Annotated in this window: 18 protein-coding genes; 9 read left to right on the top strand and 9 right to left on the bottom strand. The window is 71.9% G+C overall.

The window, feature by feature from the left end:
- Window positions 1-62 precede the first annotated feature (62 nt).
- Together WME96_RS16840 and WME96_RS16835 are read right to left on the bottom strand one after the other, a co-directional pair.
- Window positions 63-1,400, bottom strand: a complete 1,338-nt coding sequence (locus WME96_RS16840) for a sialate O-acetylesterase (protein ID WP_437291134.1) — start codon at window positions 1,398-1,400, stop codon at window positions 63-65.
- Between the two features lie 259 nt (window positions 1,401-1,659).
- On the bottom strand, window positions 1,660-2,328 hold the full coding sequence (locus WME96_RS16835; RefSeq protein WP_437291133.1) for a universal stress protein: 669 nt from the start codon (window positions 2,326-2,328) through the stop codon (window positions 1,660-1,662).
- Window positions 2,329-2,719: 391 nt separating this feature from the next.
- Here WME96_RS16835 and WME96_RS16830 point away from each other — a divergent pair, with 391 nt between their 5' ends.
- Window positions 2,720-3,505 (top strand): CBS domain-containing protein, encoded by a 786-nt coding sequence (locus tag WME96_RS16830; RefSeq protein WP_437291132.1) that lies wholly within the window; start codon window positions 2,720-2,722, stop codon window positions 3,503-3,505.
- 206 nt (window positions 3,506-3,711) lie between these two features.
- On the opposite strand, the gene WME96_RS16825 is transcribed toward WME96_RS16830, so the two are convergent.
- From WME96_RS16825 to WME96_RS16815, 3 genes are read right to left on the bottom strand one after another with little or no spacing between them, the layout of a single operon-like run.
- Complete coding sequence (locus WME96_RS16825; RefSeq protein WP_437291131.1) at window positions 3,712-4,578, bottom strand: hypothetical protein; 867 nt, start codon at window positions 4,576-4,578, stop codon at window positions 3,712-3,714.
- A complete protein-coding gene (locus WME96_RS16820; protein ID WP_437291130.1) occupies window positions 4,575-5,945 on the bottom strand; it encodes a hypothetical protein in 1,371 nt (456 codons plus the stop codon). The genes WME96_RS16825 and WME96_RS16820 overlap by 4 nt, the downstream gene beginning before the upstream one ends.
- On the bottom strand, window positions 5,945-7,375 hold the full coding sequence (locus tag WME96_RS16815) for a LysM peptidoglycan-binding domain-containing protein (protein WP_437291129.1): 1,431 nt from the start codon (window positions 7,373-7,375) through the stop codon (window positions 5,945-5,947). The genes WME96_RS16820 and WME96_RS16815 overlap by 1 nt, the downstream gene beginning before the upstream one ends.
- Before the next feature lie 448 nt (window positions 7,376-7,823).
- Here WME96_RS16815 and WME96_RS16810 point away from each other — a divergent pair, with 448 nt between their 5' ends.
- The 5 genes from WME96_RS16810 to WME96_RS16790 all read left to right on the top strand — a co-directional run bounded on the left by WME96_RS16810 (window position 7,824) and on the right by WME96_RS16790 (window position 13,412).
- Window positions 7,824-8,243, top strand: coding sequence for an outer membrane protein assembly factor BamB family protein (locus tag WME96_RS16810; RefSeq protein WP_437291128.1), 420 nt, complete (start codon window positions 7,824-7,826; stop codon window positions 8,241-8,243).
- A gap of 485 nt (window positions 8,244-8,728) precedes the next feature.
- Complete coding sequence (locus tag WME96_RS16805; protein ID WP_437291127.1) at window positions 8,729-9,469, top strand: hypothetical protein; 741 nt, start codon at window positions 8,729-8,731, stop codon at window positions 9,467-9,469.
- 294 nt (window positions 9,470-9,763) lie between these two features.
- The gene (locus WME96_RS16800) at window positions 9,764-10,417 is read left to right on the top strand and encodes a hypothetical protein (RefSeq protein WP_437291126.1); all 654 of its coding nucleotides are present in this window, start codon (window positions 9,764-9,766) and stop codon (window positions 10,415-10,417) included.
- Window positions 10,418-10,523: 106 nt separating this feature from the next.
- Complete coding sequence (locus tag WME96_RS16795) at window positions 10,524-12,749, top strand: CHAT domain-containing protein (RefSeq protein ID WP_437291125.1); 2,226 nt, start codon at window positions 10,524-10,526, stop codon at window positions 12,747-12,749.
- Between the two features lie 252 nt (window positions 12,750-13,001).
- A complete protein-coding gene (locus tag WME96_RS16790) occupies window positions 13,002-13,412 on the top strand; it encodes a hypothetical protein (protein WP_437291124.1) in 411 nt (136 codons plus the stop codon).
- 57 nt (window positions 13,413-13,469) lie between these two features.
- On the opposite strand, the gene WME96_RS16785 is transcribed toward WME96_RS16790, so the two are convergent.
- Window positions 13,470-14,024 carry a hypothetical protein gene (locus tag WME96_RS16785; protein ID WP_437291123.1) on the bottom strand — a complete coding sequence of 185 codons (555 nt, stop codon included), beginning with the start codon at window positions 14,022-14,024 and terminating at the stop codon, window positions 13,470-13,472.
- 131 nt (window positions 14,025-14,155) lie between these two features.
- On the bottom strand, window positions 14,156-14,809 hold the full coding sequence (locus tag WME96_RS16780; protein ID WP_437291122.1) for an RNA polymerase sigma factor: 654 nt from the start codon (window positions 14,807-14,809) through the stop codon (window positions 14,156-14,158).
- Between the two features lie 295 nt (window positions 14,810-15,104).
- Here WME96_RS16780 and WME96_RS16775 point away from each other — a divergent pair, with 295 nt between their 5' ends.
- On the top strand, window positions 15,105-15,842 hold the full coding sequence (locus WME96_RS16775; protein ID WP_437291121.1) for a hypothetical protein: 738 nt from the start codon (window positions 15,105-15,107) through the stop codon (window positions 15,840-15,842).
- Between the two features lie 47 nt (window positions 15,843-15,889).
- Here WME96_RS16775 and WME96_RS16770 read toward each other — a convergent pair whose 3' ends face one another.
- Window positions 15,890-16,372 (bottom strand): hypothetical protein, encoded by a 483-nt coding sequence (locus tag WME96_RS16770; RefSeq protein ID WP_437291120.1) that lies wholly within the window; start codon window positions 16,370-16,372, stop codon window positions 15,890-15,892.
- Between the two features lie 151 nt (window positions 16,373-16,523).
- Between WME96_RS16770 and WME96_RS16765 the strand changes: the two genes are divergently transcribed.
- Window positions 16,524-16,757, top strand: coding sequence for a hypothetical protein (locus tag WME96_RS16765; protein ID WP_437291119.1), 234 nt, complete (start codon window positions 16,524-16,526; stop codon window positions 16,755-16,757).
- Window positions 16,754-17,170 carry an HNH endonuclease gene (locus WME96_RS16760; protein ID WP_437291118.1) on the top strand — a complete coding sequence of 139 codons (417 nt, stop codon included), beginning with the start codon at window positions 16,754-16,756 and terminating at the stop codon, window positions 17,168-17,170. Before WME96_RS16765 ends, WME96_RS16760 begins: the two co-directional genes overlap by 4 nt.
- Before the next feature lie 89 nt (window positions 17,171-17,259).
- Here the strand turns inward: WME96_RS16760 and WME96_RS16755 are convergent, their stop codons facing one another.
- On the bottom strand, window positions 17,260-18,462 hold the full coding sequence (locus WME96_RS16755) for an FAD-dependent oxidoreductase (RefSeq protein WP_437291117.1): 1,203 nt from the start codon (window positions 18,460-18,462) through the stop codon (window positions 17,260-17,262).
- Between the last annotated feature and the right edge of the window lie 109 nt (window positions 18,463-18,571).

Here is an 18,571-nt window from a genome sequence, read left to right as displayed (position 1 = left end):
GAAGGGCCTCTGCGGCGCCATCTCCCGTGCCTCATCTCCCGTGCGTCATCCCCGGTGACGCGTCATCCGGCCTGCCGCCCGCGAGGGCGGCGGCGACGCAGGCCCGCGAGCGCGGCCAGCCCGAGCGCCGCCGCTGTCGTTCCGGGGCCCGCGCCGCCGGCCATCCCGCAGCCGCAGCCGCCGCTCGAGCCCGCGCCCACCGGCGCGGCCCCGCTCGATCCGGCCGCGCTCCCGGCGCTGCCCGTGCCCGTGGTCGCGGTGGCTCCGCTCGACCCCACCGTGACGCCCCCTCCGTCCGCGCCCGCGCTCCCCGCGCCGCCCGTGGCGGCCGCGGAGCTCCCGGTCGCCCCGGAGCCGCCCCCGGTCGCGCTGGAGCCGCCCCCGGCGCTCCCGCTCGACCCGGCCGTGGCACCCCCTCCCCCCGCGCCCGTGCTCCCGGCGCCGGTCGCCGAGGACGCGCTCGACGAGCCCTCCGCGCTGGCCAGCGCGATATACGCATCGGCGAAGCGCTGTCCGAGGACCTGGTAGGCGGCGGAATCGAAATGGTACGTATCGTCGGGCGACCGCGGGGCGAAGTCATCCGTATCGACCCACGCGACCCGGGGATCCTCGTCGGCCACGGTCACCTGCGCGGCGCGCACGGCGTCGATGTTCGCCTCCCTGCCGACGGCGATCGGCCCGCCGTTCGCCGGGTAGAGGTTGTCGCTGACCCGGCCGAGCACGACGGGCAGATCGGGGACGCCGAGATCCCCGCGGACCGCCGCGATGAAGGCGCGCAGCGCGTCGCCGTACCGGAACGCGGCCGACCACCCCGCCTCGTTCTCCCCCTGCATCCAGACGAGCGCGGCGATCTCGACGTCATGCCCCTCCGACTCGAGCCGCGCCAGGGCGTTGTCGAGCCGCGTCACCTCCTCCGGGTACTCGAGCGCGCGATCGTCGGCGTACGTCGCCGAGTCCAGCTTGCCGAAGAGCGCGTGGTAGAGCTGCGATTTGTAGAGGGCCTCGGGGTCCGGCGGGAGCCCGCGCCCCCAGTGGTCGACGAGGTTCGTGCCCCCTTGCGACACCTTGACGATCGCGATCCGGTGCTCCGGGTACGCCGCGGCGATCGTGCGGCCGAACGTGATCTCGGGCCCGTAGCGGCGGGCTTCGCCCTTCGGCTCGAGCGGACCCCAGTCGGTGCTCGTCGCCGCGGCATACGGCCCTCCCTGGCGCGCGTCGGGGTTGAAGTGGTCGTACCAGATGTCCGGCTGGCTCCGGAGCTCGACCGGGAGATCGGCGCCCACCCCGAAGCCGACCATGTTCGACTGCCCCGCGAGGACGAACACCTTCACCGGCTGCGCCATCGCGGACGCGGAGAAGGACAACACGCCGGCTGCCAGGACGATGCAAGACCGCTTCATGGCACGGTATATCCCTCGCGCGTGCCCCAACGTCAATACGCGGCAGGACAGCGCGCTCGTGATCAGCCGGGCGATCCGCGGGAATGGATATCAGGAGCCAGGAGCTACCAGACAGCACACGGGAGCAGCGACGCTCGGCGCTCAGGCTTCAGGCCTGTCTGCCAGGCCGACGCCTGGCGCTCTGTTTCAGTTCCAGTTCCAGTTCCAGGCGCGCGGCGCGGCAGGTGCTCAGTCCGGTCGAGCTCGCCTCGCGATCACGTCACTCGGGCGTCGCCTGATAAGCCGCGCTCGACGCCGCGTAGACCCCGTTGGTCGCGTAAGAATAGCGGTGCGGGCGCACGTGGTGCTCCGAGTGGCGCGCGCACCAGAGCGCGGCGCCGCCGGTCTCTTCCCGGTGCTTCACGCACTCCGGGCACGGCGGCTCGATCTCGGGGACCCGGCCCGCGGTCGCGTGCTCCTTCGGCCGCATGATCCACACCGGGCAGCGAGCGAGCCTGGAGACGCGCTCGGCGACCGAGCCGAGGAGCAGCCGCTCGAGCCCGCGGTGGCCGTGCGAGCCGACGACGACGAGGTCGGCGTCGAGGTCGGCGGCGAGCTGGGCGATGTTCTCGGCGGCGGCGCCCCGGCGGAAGTGGACGACGACGCGCTTCAGCCGCTTGCCGTCGAGCTTGCCGCCCATGGCGCGCACGCGCTCGCTCGCGCGCTGCTGGAGCTGCTGGAGCGCCACGTCGGGCCTGGTGGCCGCGGCGGGCACCCTCGCGATCCCGACGCCGATCCAGCTCTCGGGCTCGACGTAGACCGCGTGCACCTCGGCGTCCTCGCGGCAACAAGCGGACTCGAGCGCCTGATCCAGCGCACGGTTGCTCAGCTCCGAGAAGTCGACCCCGACGACGATGATGAACCGACTCGCTGCGCTCGCGCTCGACATGACAGCCTCCTCAGCCTCCTCGCGAGGCCGCACCGGCGGGAGGACCCGCCCTGCCCAGCACGCGCTCGCACGCCCCGTGCCATGCATGCGGAGTCGGGCTCTTCGCGCGGCACCAAGGGCGGGTTGCTCACGGGGCGCCGCCAGTGCGCCCGCGTGAGGCCCCGGCGCAGACGCCGGGAGCGGGCTCCGCGCGAGGCGGGCGGCCTGCATCTCCTTCGTCGCGGCGCAAACGGCGCGCGCGGGCGCAGACGTGGCGCACCGACGTTGTCGCGTCGCTCCCGGCCGGCGCGCGCGCCGGAGCGGGCGACGTCGCGGCGACGCATGGCACGGTCGGTGCTCCACGCATGACGGGCCTCGAGCGAAGGACGCCGGGGCAGCCGGAGAGACGACGATGACGAGCCCTGGACCGATCCATGGAGAGCACCCCATCCCGCAGCACACGATCCGCAGCGCGCGCGTCGTCGGAGACGACGGCGAGGAGTCGGTCCTGGCGACCGTCTACTGTCCGGTGAAGGAGCGTTCGACCACGGTGCCTGAGTGCGAGTCGTGCCATCGCTTTCATGCCTTGCACTTCGACGCGACCGCGCGCACGACGTCCGTCCTCTGCCATACCGGCCCGGCGGGCCGGGGCGCGGAGCGCGCGGATGTGCTGCGCGGCGTCGGCAAGTCGCTGGATCCGGAGACGCCGCTCGCCGACATCATGACCAGGGACGTCATCTGCGTCCGGCCGGAGGTCACGGTGGACGAGATAGCGACCTTGCTCGTGCGCCACGGCATCAGCGGGATGCCGGTCGTCGACGCGGAGGGCAAGCCGGTCGGCATGGTGTCCCGGGCCGACGTGCTCCGGGCGGCGCAGGAGCGCGGCGACACCGAGGAATCGGAGCGGCTCACCCTGCGTCCGGACGACGTCGCGCCGCTCGACATCGAGCAGGGCTTTCACGTGTACGAGCCGGTCAAGACCGCCGCGCGCGACGTGATGACGCCCGTCGTGGTGCAGCTGCACGAGAGCGCGAGCATCCGCCAGGCTGCGTCGCTCATGGCCTACGAGGGCGTCCACCGGCTGCCTGTCACCTCGGACGACGGAAAGGTCGTCGGCATCCTGTCGTCGCTCGACGTGCTGCGGTGGTTCGGCCGGAGCTGCGGGTACCTGATCCCGCCCGCGCGCAAGAGGGCCTGAGGCGCGACAGCGCAGGAGGGCTGTTCCTGGACCTGAGGGAGAAGGGGGCTCGGGGCCTCTCCACGAGCCTCCGCGCCAGAAACCTGAGCTGCGCTCGGGCGGCAAGGCCTGCACGAACACAGCATCGACGGACCCCACGTCGCGGTGGCCCCACATCACCTCAAGTGAGGCCCAACGACAGGCTCCGGCCAGTAGCTGCGCCAGCGTCACGGCGCGCGGCGGAGCGCTCCGCGCTGCCACACGTACCGGCCGCGGGAGCTGCAGATACGCCGGTAGGTGGCGCGAATGCGCTGCCTTGAGGCGCTGTTCCCGTCGGTGGCGCCCGGAAGGGGCTTGTTCGATGCGATCCACGGGTGGTCGCATGCGGGGGTCGCCCCAGCCGGTTCCTCGAGTCGGACCGCGTCCCCCTCGACGCGGAGGTCGAGCGCGACGGAGCAGGGGATCGCGGTATCCGGCGCGCACTCGTCGAGCGTCGCGCCGGTGGGTGCGTCGAGCACGGCCTGGAGCGCGCCGCCCCGCGATGCATAGAGCACCGTGTGCGTCACGAAGGGCACCGCCGAGGATTCCTGCTCGCGCCCGCGCGAGCACGCCATCAGCTCGATCTCGGCGAGCCTTAGCGTCTTGTGGCATGAGCACATGTTGATGCGGCGAGGCGGGCTCGTGGCGAGGGTCGACCAGCACGAGGCATCGGGCCGCCACGCGGCGCCACGGGAGGCCAGCCAGGCATCCTGGTCGAACGGCCCGCGAGCCGGCGCGCTCGGGTCGGGGATCATCCCAGGAGCAGGCGATGCTGCCCCCGCACCAGCGGTCGACGACGGCGCCGCTCCCGCGCGCGACGCCCCGGTGACGCCGGGGCGCGCGACATCGAGATCGACCAGGCCAGCCACGCCAGCGGAGGCCCCTCCGGCGGGCGAGGCCGACACCGCGGGCGCGCTCGCGGTGGTGATGGACGAGCCCAGCACGCCCGGCGACGCGTCGCCCTGGGACTTCCGCTCTCGATGACAACCTGGCTGACCTGCGGCCAGGGCTGCCGCGAGCGCTGCGACGACGAGCGGGACGAGGGCGCGCTTCAAAACGGAGAGTCCTGCAAGAACTGTTGCAGAAAGGTCAGGGCGAAGGGGCCGGGCATGGCGACGTAGCCGCCAAAGACCGCGAATTGATGCCAGCAGTCCGCCCTCTCGCGCAACTGCGGGTACGCGGAGATCACATGATCCCAGAGGGGGTTGCTGCCGGCCTCGTAGGCCCTCCTGTCCGGCGGCGTAGCGGTGACCCGCGGCACGGGGCCGCCCGCGAGCTTCTCGATGCTGATCCGGATCCCGTCGTTCGCCGCGAGCTGATAGCCCCCGGTCATCCGCAGCACCGTGTCGCTCCGCGCGTTGAACCACTGGATCGCGGCGGGTGCATTCGCGGGCGTGCCCCGCGCATCGAACGCGTACACCTCCGAGACGCGCTGCCGGTTGCTGGCGAGGGCGGCCCACATGGCCAGCCCGCCGGCGCTGTAACCCGCAACGCCGAGGCGGCCGAGGTGGATCGCACCACGGCTCCTCGCGAGGCGTTGCTCGGCCCACAGCAACCGGAGCGCACCGCTCGCGAGCGCCGGCAGGGAGGCGCCGGTCGCGGCGCCGAAGTCGGAGCCGCTCGGCCAGGGGTGAAGGATGATCACGGCCTTCTGGCTCCGGGAGAGAGCATCCTCGAAGCCAGCCCGCAGATGCACGAAGGGATTGTTGTCCGCGGCGGGGTCGGGGCGGAACCTATCGAGCCGCCAGACATCCGCGAACAGATCGTCCACGGGCTTGAGCAGATAGCGGTTGAGCCCGAACATCGAGTGATGGGCCTCGTCGACGCGAGTATAATCGTAGCTCGTGGGCCGGAAGAACACGAGGCAGCCGACCCCGGGGGCCGGCGGCGCGGCGCACGCCGCGGGGACGGTGGCAAACCAGATGAGCGGCTTGCCGCCGGTGTAGCCGAGGGCGACGAGCTCGGGATCGCCCGGCTGGTGATCAGCGACGTACTCGGACGCGAAGTCGGCGTACGCCATCCAGAACGGCGTGATGTTCACGAACTCCGTCCGGATCTGCGCCAGCGCGGCGCCGTGCACGTTGGCCATCACCTTCGTGTCCACGAGCGGGTGGCTCTTGACGTAGGCCGGGATGCTCGCCGCCTCGAGCATCGTTCCCCCCGCGACGACGTCATAGGGCTGCTCGACCTGGAGCACGGGATGGCTCATAGGGCCCGCGCCTCCGACCGCGCCGAACGAGACCGTGAACGTGGCCTTGAGGACGACCCGCGCCGTCCCGTCGGGAATGTCGAACTCGCGCACGCCCGCGGACGTGGACGCGAGCGGCAGCGGCGCGCCGCCGGCCTCGAGGCGCACGTCTGCGCCCGACTCGGGCAGGAGCGCGTGCCCCGCGTTCGGCCAGGTGACCCTGAGCTTCAGCATTAGACCTGCTTCGTCTCCTGGAACACGGGGTCCACCTTCCCCTCGAAGGCCAGCTCGACCATCGTCGACCGGTAGACGAGCTCCTCGACGAATGGCGGAGACGCGTCGAGGCTCGGCGCGGGCAGGTCGAGCGGGATGCTCTCGAGGAAGCGCCATACCGGGTCCAGCCGCTGCTGGAACAGCGCATCGTGGAGCGCGTCGACCGCCGCGCGGAACCACTCGGGCGGCGCCGGCGCGGCGGGCGCCGCCGCGTCCGGCGGGGGCGCAGGGCTGGCCGGCAGGGCGACCCACGCCGGGACCGCCTCGGGTGGCATCACGAGCGTGTCGCCGGGGAAGATCACGTCGGGTGAGCGCCCTGCGTAGCGCTCCTGGTTGAGCGCCCAGATCTCCCGCCAGCGGGCGCCGTCCCCGAGGTAGCGAGCCGCGATCCGCACCAGCGTGTCGCCGCTCTGGACCACGTAGACGTCGGGCGCGACCCACAGCCTGGCGTCGATCGGCGGCAGGGCGACCGGCCGCGGCGGCGCTGGCGGGGGCTCGGGCGCGACGCCCTGCAGGACGGCCTGGGCGCCCGTCGCGGAGGAGTGGAGCGCGAGCATCGCGCGCTCCTCAACGCGGGTGAGCTGCCACGGCCCGGCCTCGTCGGCCAGGGACAGCGCGGGCCACGGGGAGGCCTGGGTGACGTGGACGAGGTCGGTGCGCGTCACGAGCAGGAGCGTCTGGGGCTCGGCGTCCGGGAGGATCACGGCGTCGCCGATGCGGCTCGGGACGCGGGCGTGCCACGCATCCCCCTGGGGCAGCGGCGCGGTCCGGCGCGGGCCACGCTCCCGGCCGCCGAGCGCCCTGGCGAGCTCACCGGCGTCGGCGATCACGGCGCTCCCCCAGCCCGCCGGCACGCCATCGACGCGCACGCGCCCGCTGGCGTCCGTCGGGCGCACGACGTCCCCGGCGGGCGTGCTCACCCGCAGGCCCACGCCGGCGATCGGGGTCTCGAGCTCGTCGAGCAGGACGATCTCGTAGAACGAGAGCGCCGACCCCGCCTCGCGAGGCCGTGACGCCGCCGGTGCGTCGCGCGGCGCGCGAGCTTCCGGGCCCCGGGGCGCGGCGGACGTCGAGACGCGGACATCGCGAAATGCGACGAGCTCTCCGTGCTTCAGCGCCTGGCGCACCCGGGCGGTGATGCGATCGCGAAGCTCCCGCTGGTCCTGCTGGTGCAGGCTCGACCGGCCGCAGAAGGTGAGCTCGCAGTAGATCTCCTGGAGGACGGGGAGGTCCTCGCTCCGCCGCGCATCGATGGCGGACGAGGCAAACAGGCGAGGCACCGGCTCGAGGTGCAGGCCGGAGGGATCGCCGGGCGCGTCGCTCGCGCGCACGATGTAGATTCGCTGGCCGAAGTCCGAGACCGGCCATCTCCAGAGCCACGAAGGCATCATCTCGGGGGCGACCTTGGGATCGGCATGGATGCCATCGATCGGTCAGGGAATACCACGAGGCACGGTTGTCGAGGTAGATCGATCACGCTCCGACGCCCTCCCCGCCGCGGATGTCGCTCGTTGTATACTTCACGACGCAGGACTGCTCCTTCTTTTCAGCGAGGCGCCCGGGACTCGACGAGAGGAGATTGGCATGCCGCTGAGCTGGGACTCCGCTCTCCCGCGCTCGACATCCCAGGGGGATCATGAGCGCGCCTCGCCGGCATCCGGGCACGGGTCGGAACCTCGACCGCGAGCCCCCGCTGAGTTTCCTGTCTCTCGCCGTCTTGCTCTCTCGCCGGATGGCGTCTTCGTCGTGCACCCGGCGCGACGCCGCGCGCGCTCACACCTTTCCGCGCCGACGCCGCGCTGATGCTACGCTGCGTTCGTTCAGGAAGGGAGGCGACGAATGAGCGAGTACCGGACGTTCGCAGCGAAGCCGGTGTTGGTGGCGGCGTTCCTGGATCAGATCTTCGGCGTGGATCCGGTCACCGGGCGCGTGCTCTGGGAGCACAAGCAGGACGGGATGGTGCACTCGTCCACCGCGCTCCTGGTCACGCCGACGGCGATCTACGCGGCGACGTTCAGCAGCATCACCTGCTTGCGTTACCCGACGGGCGAGCTGCTCTGGGAGGCAAAGACCGCCGTGGGCGGTCGCGCCACGCTCCTGCTGGAAGGAGACCGGCTCTTCGTCGGCAAGCAGGGCGAGATCGAATGTTTCTCGCTCACCGGTCAGAGCCTCTGGCACAACCGCTTCAAGGGCAAGGGGATGGGCCCGGTCGCCCTCGGGGTGCCGGACAATGTCGCCCAGTCCGACGACAAGGACTGACAGGCGCCTTCCGAGCGCGTGAGCCGCCCGCGCGTCGTCGTCGGGTGAGCCCTTCGGAGCCGGGAGCGGCGTCTGCCGCGAGCAGCAGCGCGCGATAGCCCCCTCCGTCTCCGGCGTGATCTCCGCCTCGACGCCGCCCTCCGAGGCGCGACACCGTGTGTCTCCCGGACGCGGCAGGACGATCTCCCGCTCTCCTCGATGGCCCCGCAGCTCGACGTGCGCGGCGCCGCCGGCCGCCGCGCCCCTCACCGTCACGCGTGCGGCAGAGTACGCGAGGGGCAAGGGCGTTTCCAGCGGGCGGGTGGCGGCGGTCTGCACGGCGATCTGGATGAGGCGACGGACCGGTGCCGAGCACGACCGGGATTTTTTCTTTCGCGAGGAACGCCCACAAAACCCGCCTTTCTCGTCACCGGACAGCGTGATCTCGTCGCGCCGACGTCGCGCCGCGCGCCTCACGACCGGACCTCGCGGAAAGGATCGGACACATGTGTGAACTTCGGACAGGGCAGCACGGATGGCCCCTCGGCGCAGCGCCGCTGTTCTTCATGCTCGGGTGCTCGTTCGAGCTGCCGCCTCAGGTACCGGTGGGGTCGGCGGTCCCGGTCGCCTTCAGCCTACCGGACGACTCGAGCCCCTACCAGGTGAAGGTGTCTGGCCCGGGGCGCGCAGAGCAGCGCTGTGCTCTCCCCTGCGCAATGCAGGTGCCCTCGGGCTCTGCCACCGTCCTGGTCTCGGGGCCGCGCAGCTACGCCGTGCCCGTCGTGATGCCGGGCGAGCCTTCGCGGGCCGAGCTGAAGCAGCAGCGCCGCGCGCAAGCGAGCGTCGGATGGATCGCGGTGCTCAGCGGCGTCGTCGCCGGGAGCACCGCGCTCGCCGTGACCCGCGACGCGGACGCGGACGGGCAGCTCGCAGGCGGTATCGCGGGCATCGTGGGAGGCGGCGTGGGGCTCGTGGGGCTCATCGTGGCCCTCACGGCCGGCAAGGACGAGGTCCGCTTCACGCGCGCGTCCGTCGACGTCCCCCACGCGCCGGAGCCTGCACCTGTCTCCCTCGCCAGCGGCGCGCCGGAGGAGCGCGCCTGTCGATCTCGCCTCGACTGTGAGGGAGGGCTGGTGTGCCCGAAGGGGCGGTGTGTCGCGTCGGCCTGTGTCGCGGACAAGGACTGCTCGAAGGGGCAGCCGTGCACGCTCGAAGGGGTATGTGCGCCTGCGAACAGCGTCCGTTGAGCACATTCACGATGGCTGTCACGAGGAGGCTTGGAGTCATGAAGAGGAAGTTTCATTGGGTCGCAGTGGGGGCGTACCTATCACTCGTGCTCTCGACCGCCTGCGGCGTCTGTGGGCGCGTATTCCGCGACGCAGGGCAGGAAGGAGGCGGCGAGACGGGCGGGAGCACCGCGAGCGGGAGCGGTGGGAGCGGTGGGAGCTCCACGAGTGGGACCGGGGGGCAGGCCCCCGACCTATGCGTGCTGGGCTCTTCAGAGATTGGCTGTCAGTTGCAGTGAGGAAGGAAGGTATACGATGAAGCTCGATGGCATGATGATCGTCCCCGGCGCGCGGCAGAAGCGGATCCTCGCAGGTGGAGTGATCGCGTCGCTCGTTCTCGGCCTCGCCGCCGTGACGTACGCCGGGCCGCCCCTCCGCTCGTGGAAGGATGGTGACACGCTCGAGGCGACCGAACTGAATGGTAATTTTAGCGCGATCGACACGCGCCTCGCGGCCGTCGAGAAGCTCCCCACCTACCTCGTCGCCGAGAGCGAAGCGACGGAGAACGCCGCGTTCAATCAGGACGTCGTCTATCAGGGCGTCAGCCTCGATCTGACGCCGGGGACGTGGCGCGTCGAGGGGTTCGCGACGCTGTCGACGACCGTCGCCCCGGATGCCGTGCAGATCAGCCTCTGGGACGACAGCAACGGAGTCGAGTTCCCGCAGACGAGGAGCCCGCGGCAGTCGACCGTGGCGTCCAGCGGGGCGGAGTCATGCGATGGCGTGAACCAGTACTGCACCGAGGTCGCGGCGACGACGTCGAGCGTCATCACCGTGGCTGCCAACACGAAGATCCGGATCAAGGGGCACCGCAACGGAAGCTCGCAGCTCTGGTTCGGCGCTTCGGCGCCTCCCGGCGTGCTCATCCTGCCTCCTGGACACCGCCTCACGGCGCTTCGTCTGAAATAGGCAGCGGGTCCAGTAGCTTCCGCTCGTAGGTTTCGCGGGGACGCGAGGAACGGCGTCGTCCACGGTATTTCTTGGCCGCCAACCGGACCGGCGTAGAATCCATCGGGTGAAGCTTGCGTCGACGCTGACCTGTCTGGCGCTGGCGAGCCTCACCCTCGCCGTCTCCGACGACGCGGGCTTCGGATCGCCGTCACGCTGTCATGAGGCCGAAAAGCGGGGCGACTGGCGCGAGGCGCTGGTCGTGTGTCAGGCGAGCTACGCGCGTGATCCGCGGCCGAGCTACGGCCTCGCCCTGGCGAGGGCGAAGATGAGCCTTGGCGACGACGACGGGGCGCTGGCGCTCGCGCGGCTTGCCGAGGCCGGAGAGATGCGCGCCGAAGCGCTGCTGATCGCGGGGCTCGTCCTCGATCGCCGGGGGGACGAGGCGCCTGCGCGCGCGGCGCTTGGGGAGGCGCTCGCCCTCTTCCGCGCGCGGGGCGAGTCGCCCAAGGCCGCGCGGGCCGCCTACGCCCTCGCGGGATCGCACTGGCGGAAGGCTCGCTACCGCGAAGCGCTCGCGGAGCTCGACGCCTCGATGCGCGACGCGGAGGCAGGCCACGACGCGCGCATGATCGGGTACGTCGCGCTGATGCGCGGCGACGTGCTGCGAGCGCTCGGCGACGCGCGGGGCGCCGAGGGCGCGTTCCGCGAGGCCGACGCGGCGCTCGCGGCCACCCCCGGGGATCTCGTGTACGTCCGGCTGAAAATGGGGATGCTTCACCGGGCCGCCGGCCGGCTCTCGCTCGCGCGGCAGGCTTTCGAGGAGGCGCTCGCGTTCTCGCGCGAGACAGGGCTCCACGAGATCGAGGTCGCCGCGCGCCTGAACCTTGCCTACACGGCCCACCTCGAAGGGGACGCCATTGCGGGGCTAGCACACATCGCGGAGCTGTCTGCGCCCCGCGATGTGTCCTACCTCTACAACCGCGCGCTGCTCGAGTCCGATCGCGGTGCGTTCGTCGAGGCGGCGAGCCTCCTCGACGAGGCTGCGGCGGTGGCCGGGAGCGACGAATGGGCGTGGGACATCGCGTATCAGCGCGGCCGGATCGCCGCGCGCACAGGCGACACGGCGGGGGCGGAGCGCGCGTACCGTGCGTCCATTGCTGTCGTCGAGCGCATGCGCGATGCGGTCGACCTGACGGAGCTCCAGCCGTGGGTGTTGCAGCGCCGGCGCGCGCCCTACGAAGCGCTCTTCGCCATGCTCGCCCGTGCCGGCCGGACACCGGAGGCGATCGAGGCGCTCGAGGCGTTCACCGCGCGCTCGTTCCTCGACTCCCTCGTGCGCGCGGAGGGCGCCGCTTTCGATGCGCCCGCGCACGCGGACGCGATCCGCGCGCTCTGGCGCGGGCTCCGCAAGGAGGCGGCGCAATCCGAGCTCGGAACGCGCCTCGGCGAGCGCGAGATCCTGGTGCACGTCGAGGCGCAGGGCAGACTATGGGTCGTGCACCGCGGCCGGGACGGGGAGTTCGCGTTCGCCGACCACGGCGACGCGGCGCCAGCGCGAGCGCTCGCGGAGCGGCTTGCGGCCGATCCCGACGACGACGAGGCCGCCGGGGAGCTCGGGGAGCTCCTGATCCCCGAGCGCGTCACGGCGGGCGACGATCTCCTGTACGTCGTTCCGACCGGGAGCTTCCTTTCCGTTCCCTACGCGGCGCTCCGGCGTGGGTCTCGCCGGCTCGTGGACGAGCGCCCCGTCGCGCTCGCGCCCAGCGTGCGCGCGCTCGCGGTGAGCGCGGTATCCGCCCCGTCCGAGGGGGCGCTCGTGCTCGCAGACGCCGACGGCACCCTCCCGGCTGCGCGCGAGGAGGCGGCGCTGGTCGGGCGCATCCTCGGCGTCGCGCCGCTCACCCTGGCCGAGGCGACGCACGAGCGGCTCCTGGCGCCGCCGTCGCGCCGCGTGCTCCACGTGGCCACGCACGCCGGGATCGACGCCGGGGGGGCGTGGCTGCGCCTCCACGACGGGCGTTGGACCGCGCGCGACGTGCTCGCGTCGAAGGTCCGCGCCGACGTGGTGGTGCTCGCGAGCTGCTCTTCGGCGTCGACGCGCCACGAGGAGATGTGGGGCTCGCTCGCCGCGGCGTTCCTGGCCAACGGCAGCGGCGCCGTCATTGCGACGCTCGGCTCGGTGGACGACGCCGACGCGCGCGCGGTGGTGACGCGCCTCTACCGCAATGGGGTGACCGACGATCCCGTGCGCGCCCTCGCGGCCGCGCAGCGCGAGATGGCGCGTTCGGTCCCTCCCCGGCGCTGGGCCTCGTTCGTGGCGTACAGCGCTGCGGCCCCATCGCGTGAGTGATGAGGCGACGGACCTGGGCGGAGCACGACACCGCGGCCTTCACAATCTTATCAAGGGCCCGGAATCGCTTCATTTTTCGGTGAGCCCGGCGGCCCCCGTCGATCCTGCGCCGCCTGCGGCGCCTTCCGAGGTGAGCGCGCCGAGATCTTGGCCGCACGCGTGATCCGACGTCCTATCATTGGCGGTACGCGCATTACAGATCGTGGAGGCAAACGCCGCCCCGCGCGCCACACGAATTGGCAGGAGACGAACATGAGCTATGCACGATACTACATCATGCCACGGTCGCCGCAGGCCACGAAGCTGAGTTTCACCGCAGGCCAGCAGTGGGTTCAGGTGGCCATCCGCGGCGTCGATCCACATGGAAATGCGATCTCCAAGCCGCCTCTCAAGATCAAGCAGGGCGGCGGAACCCTCGATTTGAGCGCCAGCTGTGTCTACGAGATGTACTTTTCGGACGTCATCATCGATCAAAAGATGCTCGACGGCCTGAAGGGGGCCGGCCAATCCCAGTTGCCCGGGAACGGCATCACCTTCTCGCCTTCCCTTGGCGGCATCGCCCAGCACGCAGAGGACCCCCCGCCTCCACCGCCTCCAGGGAGCAGGCCCGGCGCGCCGGACGCGCCATTCGACATGAACAACGTGTACGACCTCTCGCCTTGATCGCGGCTCGCTCCGCGTCCGTCCTGGCGCACGTGATCCGCACCCGCGGATCGCGGCTCACTCCACGTCGACCGCCGGGCCCACTTCCACGCGCCCGCCGAGCGCGCGGGCCGCTCGGGCGTCCTCGTCGAGCGACCCTCCCGGCGCCGCCAGCGGCGCGTCCGCCGCGAGCACCAGCGCGCGGTAGCTCCCCCTCGACGTGAGCGTCAGATCCGCCTCGATCGCCCCGCCTGCGGCGCGACACCGACGGTCCCCCGGACACCGCAGCACGAGCTCCCGCTCTCCCCTGTAGACGCGGAGCTCCACGTGCGCGGCGCCGCCGGGAGAAGCTCGCAGCTCGAGGCGGTCGCCGACGACCGCCGAGTCGGCGCGACGGCCCGACGCCGCCGGGATCACCTCCTGGCGCAGCGCGAGCCGCTCCTCGGGCGGCCGCCGCAGGATCACCACCGCGGCGACCAGGAGGAACGCGGCCGCGAGCGCCCACGTCCAGCGCGCCGGGAGGCGCCTCGCGGGTGCAGCTGGGGGATTGACGCGATCGACGCGCTCGACGCGAGCGAGCACGCGCTCCTCCCACCCCGCGGGAGGAGCGAGCACGGGCAGCTTCACGAACATCTCGGCAATGCGATCGTAGCGAGCGCGGGCCTGCTGGCATTCGTCGCACCCGCGCTCATGGGCGTCCGGAGGCGCTCTGTCGTCCCATCGGGCGACCCGTTCTTGCTCGGATCGGTCGCAGCCCGGCCGGCTCATGGCTCGATGCCCTTCCCTTCGAGGCAACGGCGCAGGAGCGGCAGCGCGCGCGTCACCCGCGCTTGCAGCGTCGTCGATTTCTCGCGGCACATGCGGCCCATGTCCTCGTAGGTCATCCCCTCCTGGAACCGGAGGAGCACGGCCATCCTCGACTCGGCCGAGAGCTCGCGGAGGCACGCGGAGAGGGCGTTCGCGACCGCCGCCGCGTCGACGCGCTCGGCCAGGTCCCGCGGCTCGTCTGCGACGTCGGCGAGGCCCTCGTCGTCGCCGACGAAGCGCTTCTCCCGGCGGCGTCGCGCCTTGATGGCGTCCAGGCACCGGTGGTTCGCGATCCCGAAGAGCCACGACCGGGCGTGCTCCGGGCGCAGGAGCTTGCCGAGGTCGCGGTATGCCTCCTCGAACACCTGCTGGTGAACGTCGGCGCCGAGGGTGGCGTCGCCGAGCACGCGCGTGCAGTAGCCGTACACGGCCGCGCCGTGCTCCGCCATGAGCGCGCGGAGCGCTGCGCGGTGGTCGCCCCGGTCGAGCGCTGCGTGGAGCGAATCCCCGGGTCGTTCGCCGCCCTCTACCGCCCGCCTGCCCGCCATGCGCTCGGCAAGGTACGCGAGGGGCGACAGCGCTTCAAGCGGGCTGGTGTCAGGGGTCCGCATGACGATCCCAATGAGGCGACGGACCTGCGCCGAGGACGACAGAGTTTCTTTTTTGCATTCAACAACTGCCCGTAACGATTGATTTTTTGCCTCCGGGCGCCGTCCCGGGCGTCGAGCCTCATCGCGGTGGGCGCCCCATACACGTCGGTTCGCACTCTCCGGAGCCCCGCCGCGGCGCGGCCTCGCGAGATCTGCAATCGGCGTCTCGGTTGCTGAACCCCCCCCGCGCCGACGAGGATGGCTGAAGGCAGCGAGCCTCCCATCGCGCGCATCGTTATGTATGAAGGAGTTGCTCATGAAAACGCGCTTGCTCTATGTCCTGCCCGCTCTCTCAAGCCTCATGATCGCCTGCGCAGCGCCGTCCTCGACCGAGCTGCAGATCGACGAGTCGACGACCGCCGATTCCCCGCTCTCCGTTCGTGCGTCGGCGAGCACGCACGACGCGCTTCGCATCGCTTCCTGGTCGGTCTCCGGCACCGGCGACGCGCGGACCTTCGTCGGGCTGGACGACGCCGAGGAGCCGGTCGCGACCCTCACGATCCAGCCCGAGAGCCTCGAGCGAGGCGCCAGGTTGCTCGTGGAGGTCGACACGCAGGAGTCTCGCGAAACGCTCACCTTGACGGCCGACGGAGCCGTCAATGGCGATGGCTCCGCGCGCGCCGTCGCGCTGGCGAACGCGCTCTACGGGGATCTGAAGGCGTTCTCGGCGTCGGGTGCGGCGCAGCCGCGGGAGCCTCTGACGTCTGCGGATGGCGAGCAGATCGGCGCCGCGAGCGATGCCTTGACGTTCGCGTGCGGTACGACGATCAATACGGGGCATGACGTCCGCTGCGGAACTGATTTTTGGGGCGAAAACTCGATCTGCATCGTGAACAATACCGGCTCGCTCGGGAGAGCATTCGTGGACTACTTCGGCCGGTACGTTGGCGTCTATCCGCATTCCCAAACCTGCTTCCGTCGCTGGTACTGGGGAGTCGACGTTTACGTGTACAACGATTCGGACCCGGGCGTCGCCCTCACCGTCAGCCACTGACGCGCGTCGCGCGCACGCAGGACCGCTCCCGCCCCTCCACCGCCGGGCTACGCCGCCCGCGCCTCCCAGTCGATCCGGTACGCATACGCGCGCGCCTGCGCCGCCGCGCCGAGCCGCAGGAACAGCGGCAGCGCTCTGTCGCGGAGCCACCCGACCACCGGCCCTGCGACCGCCTTCCGGTTGCCCATCCACCGCGCCTGTCGGACGACTGCCTCGACGTACGGGGGCGAGCGCGTCCGGATTGAGCCACGGCGGCGCTCGCCGGCGGTAGGACGCTCGCCGCGCGGCTGGCGGAGATCCCGGTACGCCCGCTCCACCTCGCTCTTGCCGCGCGCCGGGAGCAGGCTGAGCAACACGTCCTTGGCCTCCACCGTGCCTCCCGGCGGCAGGCGCGCGGCGCGGACGCGGCCGAGGAAGTCGCGCAGGTCGGAGGCCTCGACGCCGAGCGACTCGAGCGCGCGGCGGCGCCCCTCTTCCGGGCGGGTGTGTCCGCGTCGCTCCGCGATGCCGCGTCGCTCCTCGGGAGGCACGTCGCGGCGGCTCGGCTGCCGGACGGAGGGGGCTCTCCACCGCCACCACGAACGGCTCAGCAGGCCCCCCGGCTCGCACCTTCGTCCCCGCCTCTCTCTCTCCGGCTGGTCGCCGACCTCGTACCTGCTAGGTTCTCCGAGGAGTTCGACCATGGCTACACCGGCAACGGTTCACATCGACGTGGAGCTCCCTTCCGATCTCGCCCAGCTCCGCCTTCCGGCGGGGGTCGATCGACGACTCCAGGCGCTCCTGGACAAGCAAGATCGCGGAGAGCAGCTATCCGCGGATGAGGCCATCGAAGCCGAGGGGCTCGTCGATCTCGCCGAGCTGCTCAGCCTGCTGCGACTCCGCGCATCGCGGCAGGAGCCCACGCCGGCGCGATGAACCGCGACAGCGTCCCCGCAGCGCTCCAGCGCCGCGTCCGCGAGCGAGCTGCCGATCGGTGCGAATACTGCCGCCTATCCCAGGTCGGCCAGGAGGCCACGTTTCATGTTGATCACATCCAGCCGCGACAAGAAGGTGGCCTGACTGCCCTCGAGAACCTCGCGTTCGCCTGTGTATCCTGCTCGCTTCGCAAGGGAGCGCGGACCCATGGCGCGGATCCGGTCACGGGCGCCCCCGCGAGCCTCTTCCATCCTCGCTGGGCTCGCTGGGAGGACCACTTCGACGTCACGAGCGAGCTCCTGATCGCTGGCAAGACCCCCACCGGCCGCGCCACCGTCGCGCTGCTCCAGATGAATAGGCCTCTCGTCGTCGCGATTCGACGCGAAGAGGCCCTGCGCGGTCGATTCCCCTAGAGCGCACGGCAGAGGCACTCCGCCCGCCGGCGCCGCCGCCCGCCTCAATGCGACTGCGCGCCACCTCCGCATCCACCCCACACCTGCCGCTACGCCGCCCGCGCCTCCCAGTCGATCCGGTACGCATACGCGCGCGCCTGCGCCGCCGCGCCGAGCCGCAGGAACAGCGGCAGCGCTCTGTCGCGGAACCACTCAGCCACCGGGCCCGCCACCGCCTTCCGGTTGCCCATCCGCCGTGCCTGTCGGACGATCGCCTCGACGCGCGGCCGCCGCGCTCGCTCGAAGGCCGCGAACGCCTGCTCCGGGTCGGGCTCGTCGCGGAGGCACCTCGCGAGGAGCATCCCGTCTTCCATGGCCAGCGAGGCGCCCTGACCGGCGTGCGGCGTGGTCGCGTGCGCCGCGTCGCCGATCAGGCACACCCGGCCTTCGTGCCAGCGCGGCATCGTGAGGATGTCGTGGAGCGGCCACGGCCCGAGCACCTCCGGCGTCGCGCGCACCACGTCGGCGATCCAGCCCGGATCGCCCTCGTGCAGCGCCAGGATGCGCTCGCGGAGCTGCCCCGGCGCGGCGCCCCTCCCCGGCTCGGGCTCCCCGCCGTTGTGGAACCACCAGATCTCGCCGTCCGGCGCCGCGAACGCCCCGAAGAACGCGCGCCGGCCGAACACCATCACGCTCCATCCCGGCTCGTTCGGCGCGCCGGGACAGCGCGCAAACCCGCCGAAATCGATGAGCCCCGTGTACCCCGGCGCCGGCGCGTCGGGCACCGCGCACGCCCGCGTGCGCGAGCGGAACCCGTCGCACCCGATGAGCACGTCCCCGCGCGCCTCGCCGCCCCCGCCGCCCTCGCCGAACCGCGCCACGACCTGGCGCGGATCCGACCTGTCGACGTCGGTGAGCCGCATCCCGTACCGGATCGCCACGCCGCGCCGGACCGCCTCCTCCGCGAGCGCCGCGTGCAGCGCGCCGCGCCGGATCATCACGAGCCCCGCCCCGAACCGCCGCGCCGCCTCGCGCTGGTCGATCTCGCCGATGCGCCGGCCGCGCGCGTTCTCGAACCGCATCCCCACGAAGGGCGCGCCCCGCGCCTGCACCGCCTCCGCGACGCCCAGATCGGCGAGCACGTTCATCCCGTTCGGCGCGATGCCCAGGAAGGCGCCCTCCTGCTCCGCCGGCGCCTCCCGCGCCTCGAAGATCGTCACCTCCACGCCGATCCGCCGCAGGAACATCCCGAGCACCGGGCCCGCGATGCCCCCGCCGATGACGATCGCGCGCCGCACATCCCGCTGTGTCATCCCGAAACCTCCTCTCGATGTCTCGATGTCTCGATGTCTCGTTGTCCGGGCCAGCATGGGTGCGACCAGAGCTCATTGCCAGTGATGATCCGTGATGATAATCGTCACT

Origin of the sequence: Sorangium sp. So ce406 (assembly GCF_051474675.1) — a bacterium.
Classification (GTDB): domain Bacteria; phylum Myxococcota_A; class Polyangia; order Polyangiales; family Polyangiaceae; genus Sorangium; species Sorangium cellulosum_G.
This window is presented reverse-complemented; position numbering and strand designations above follow the sequence as displayed.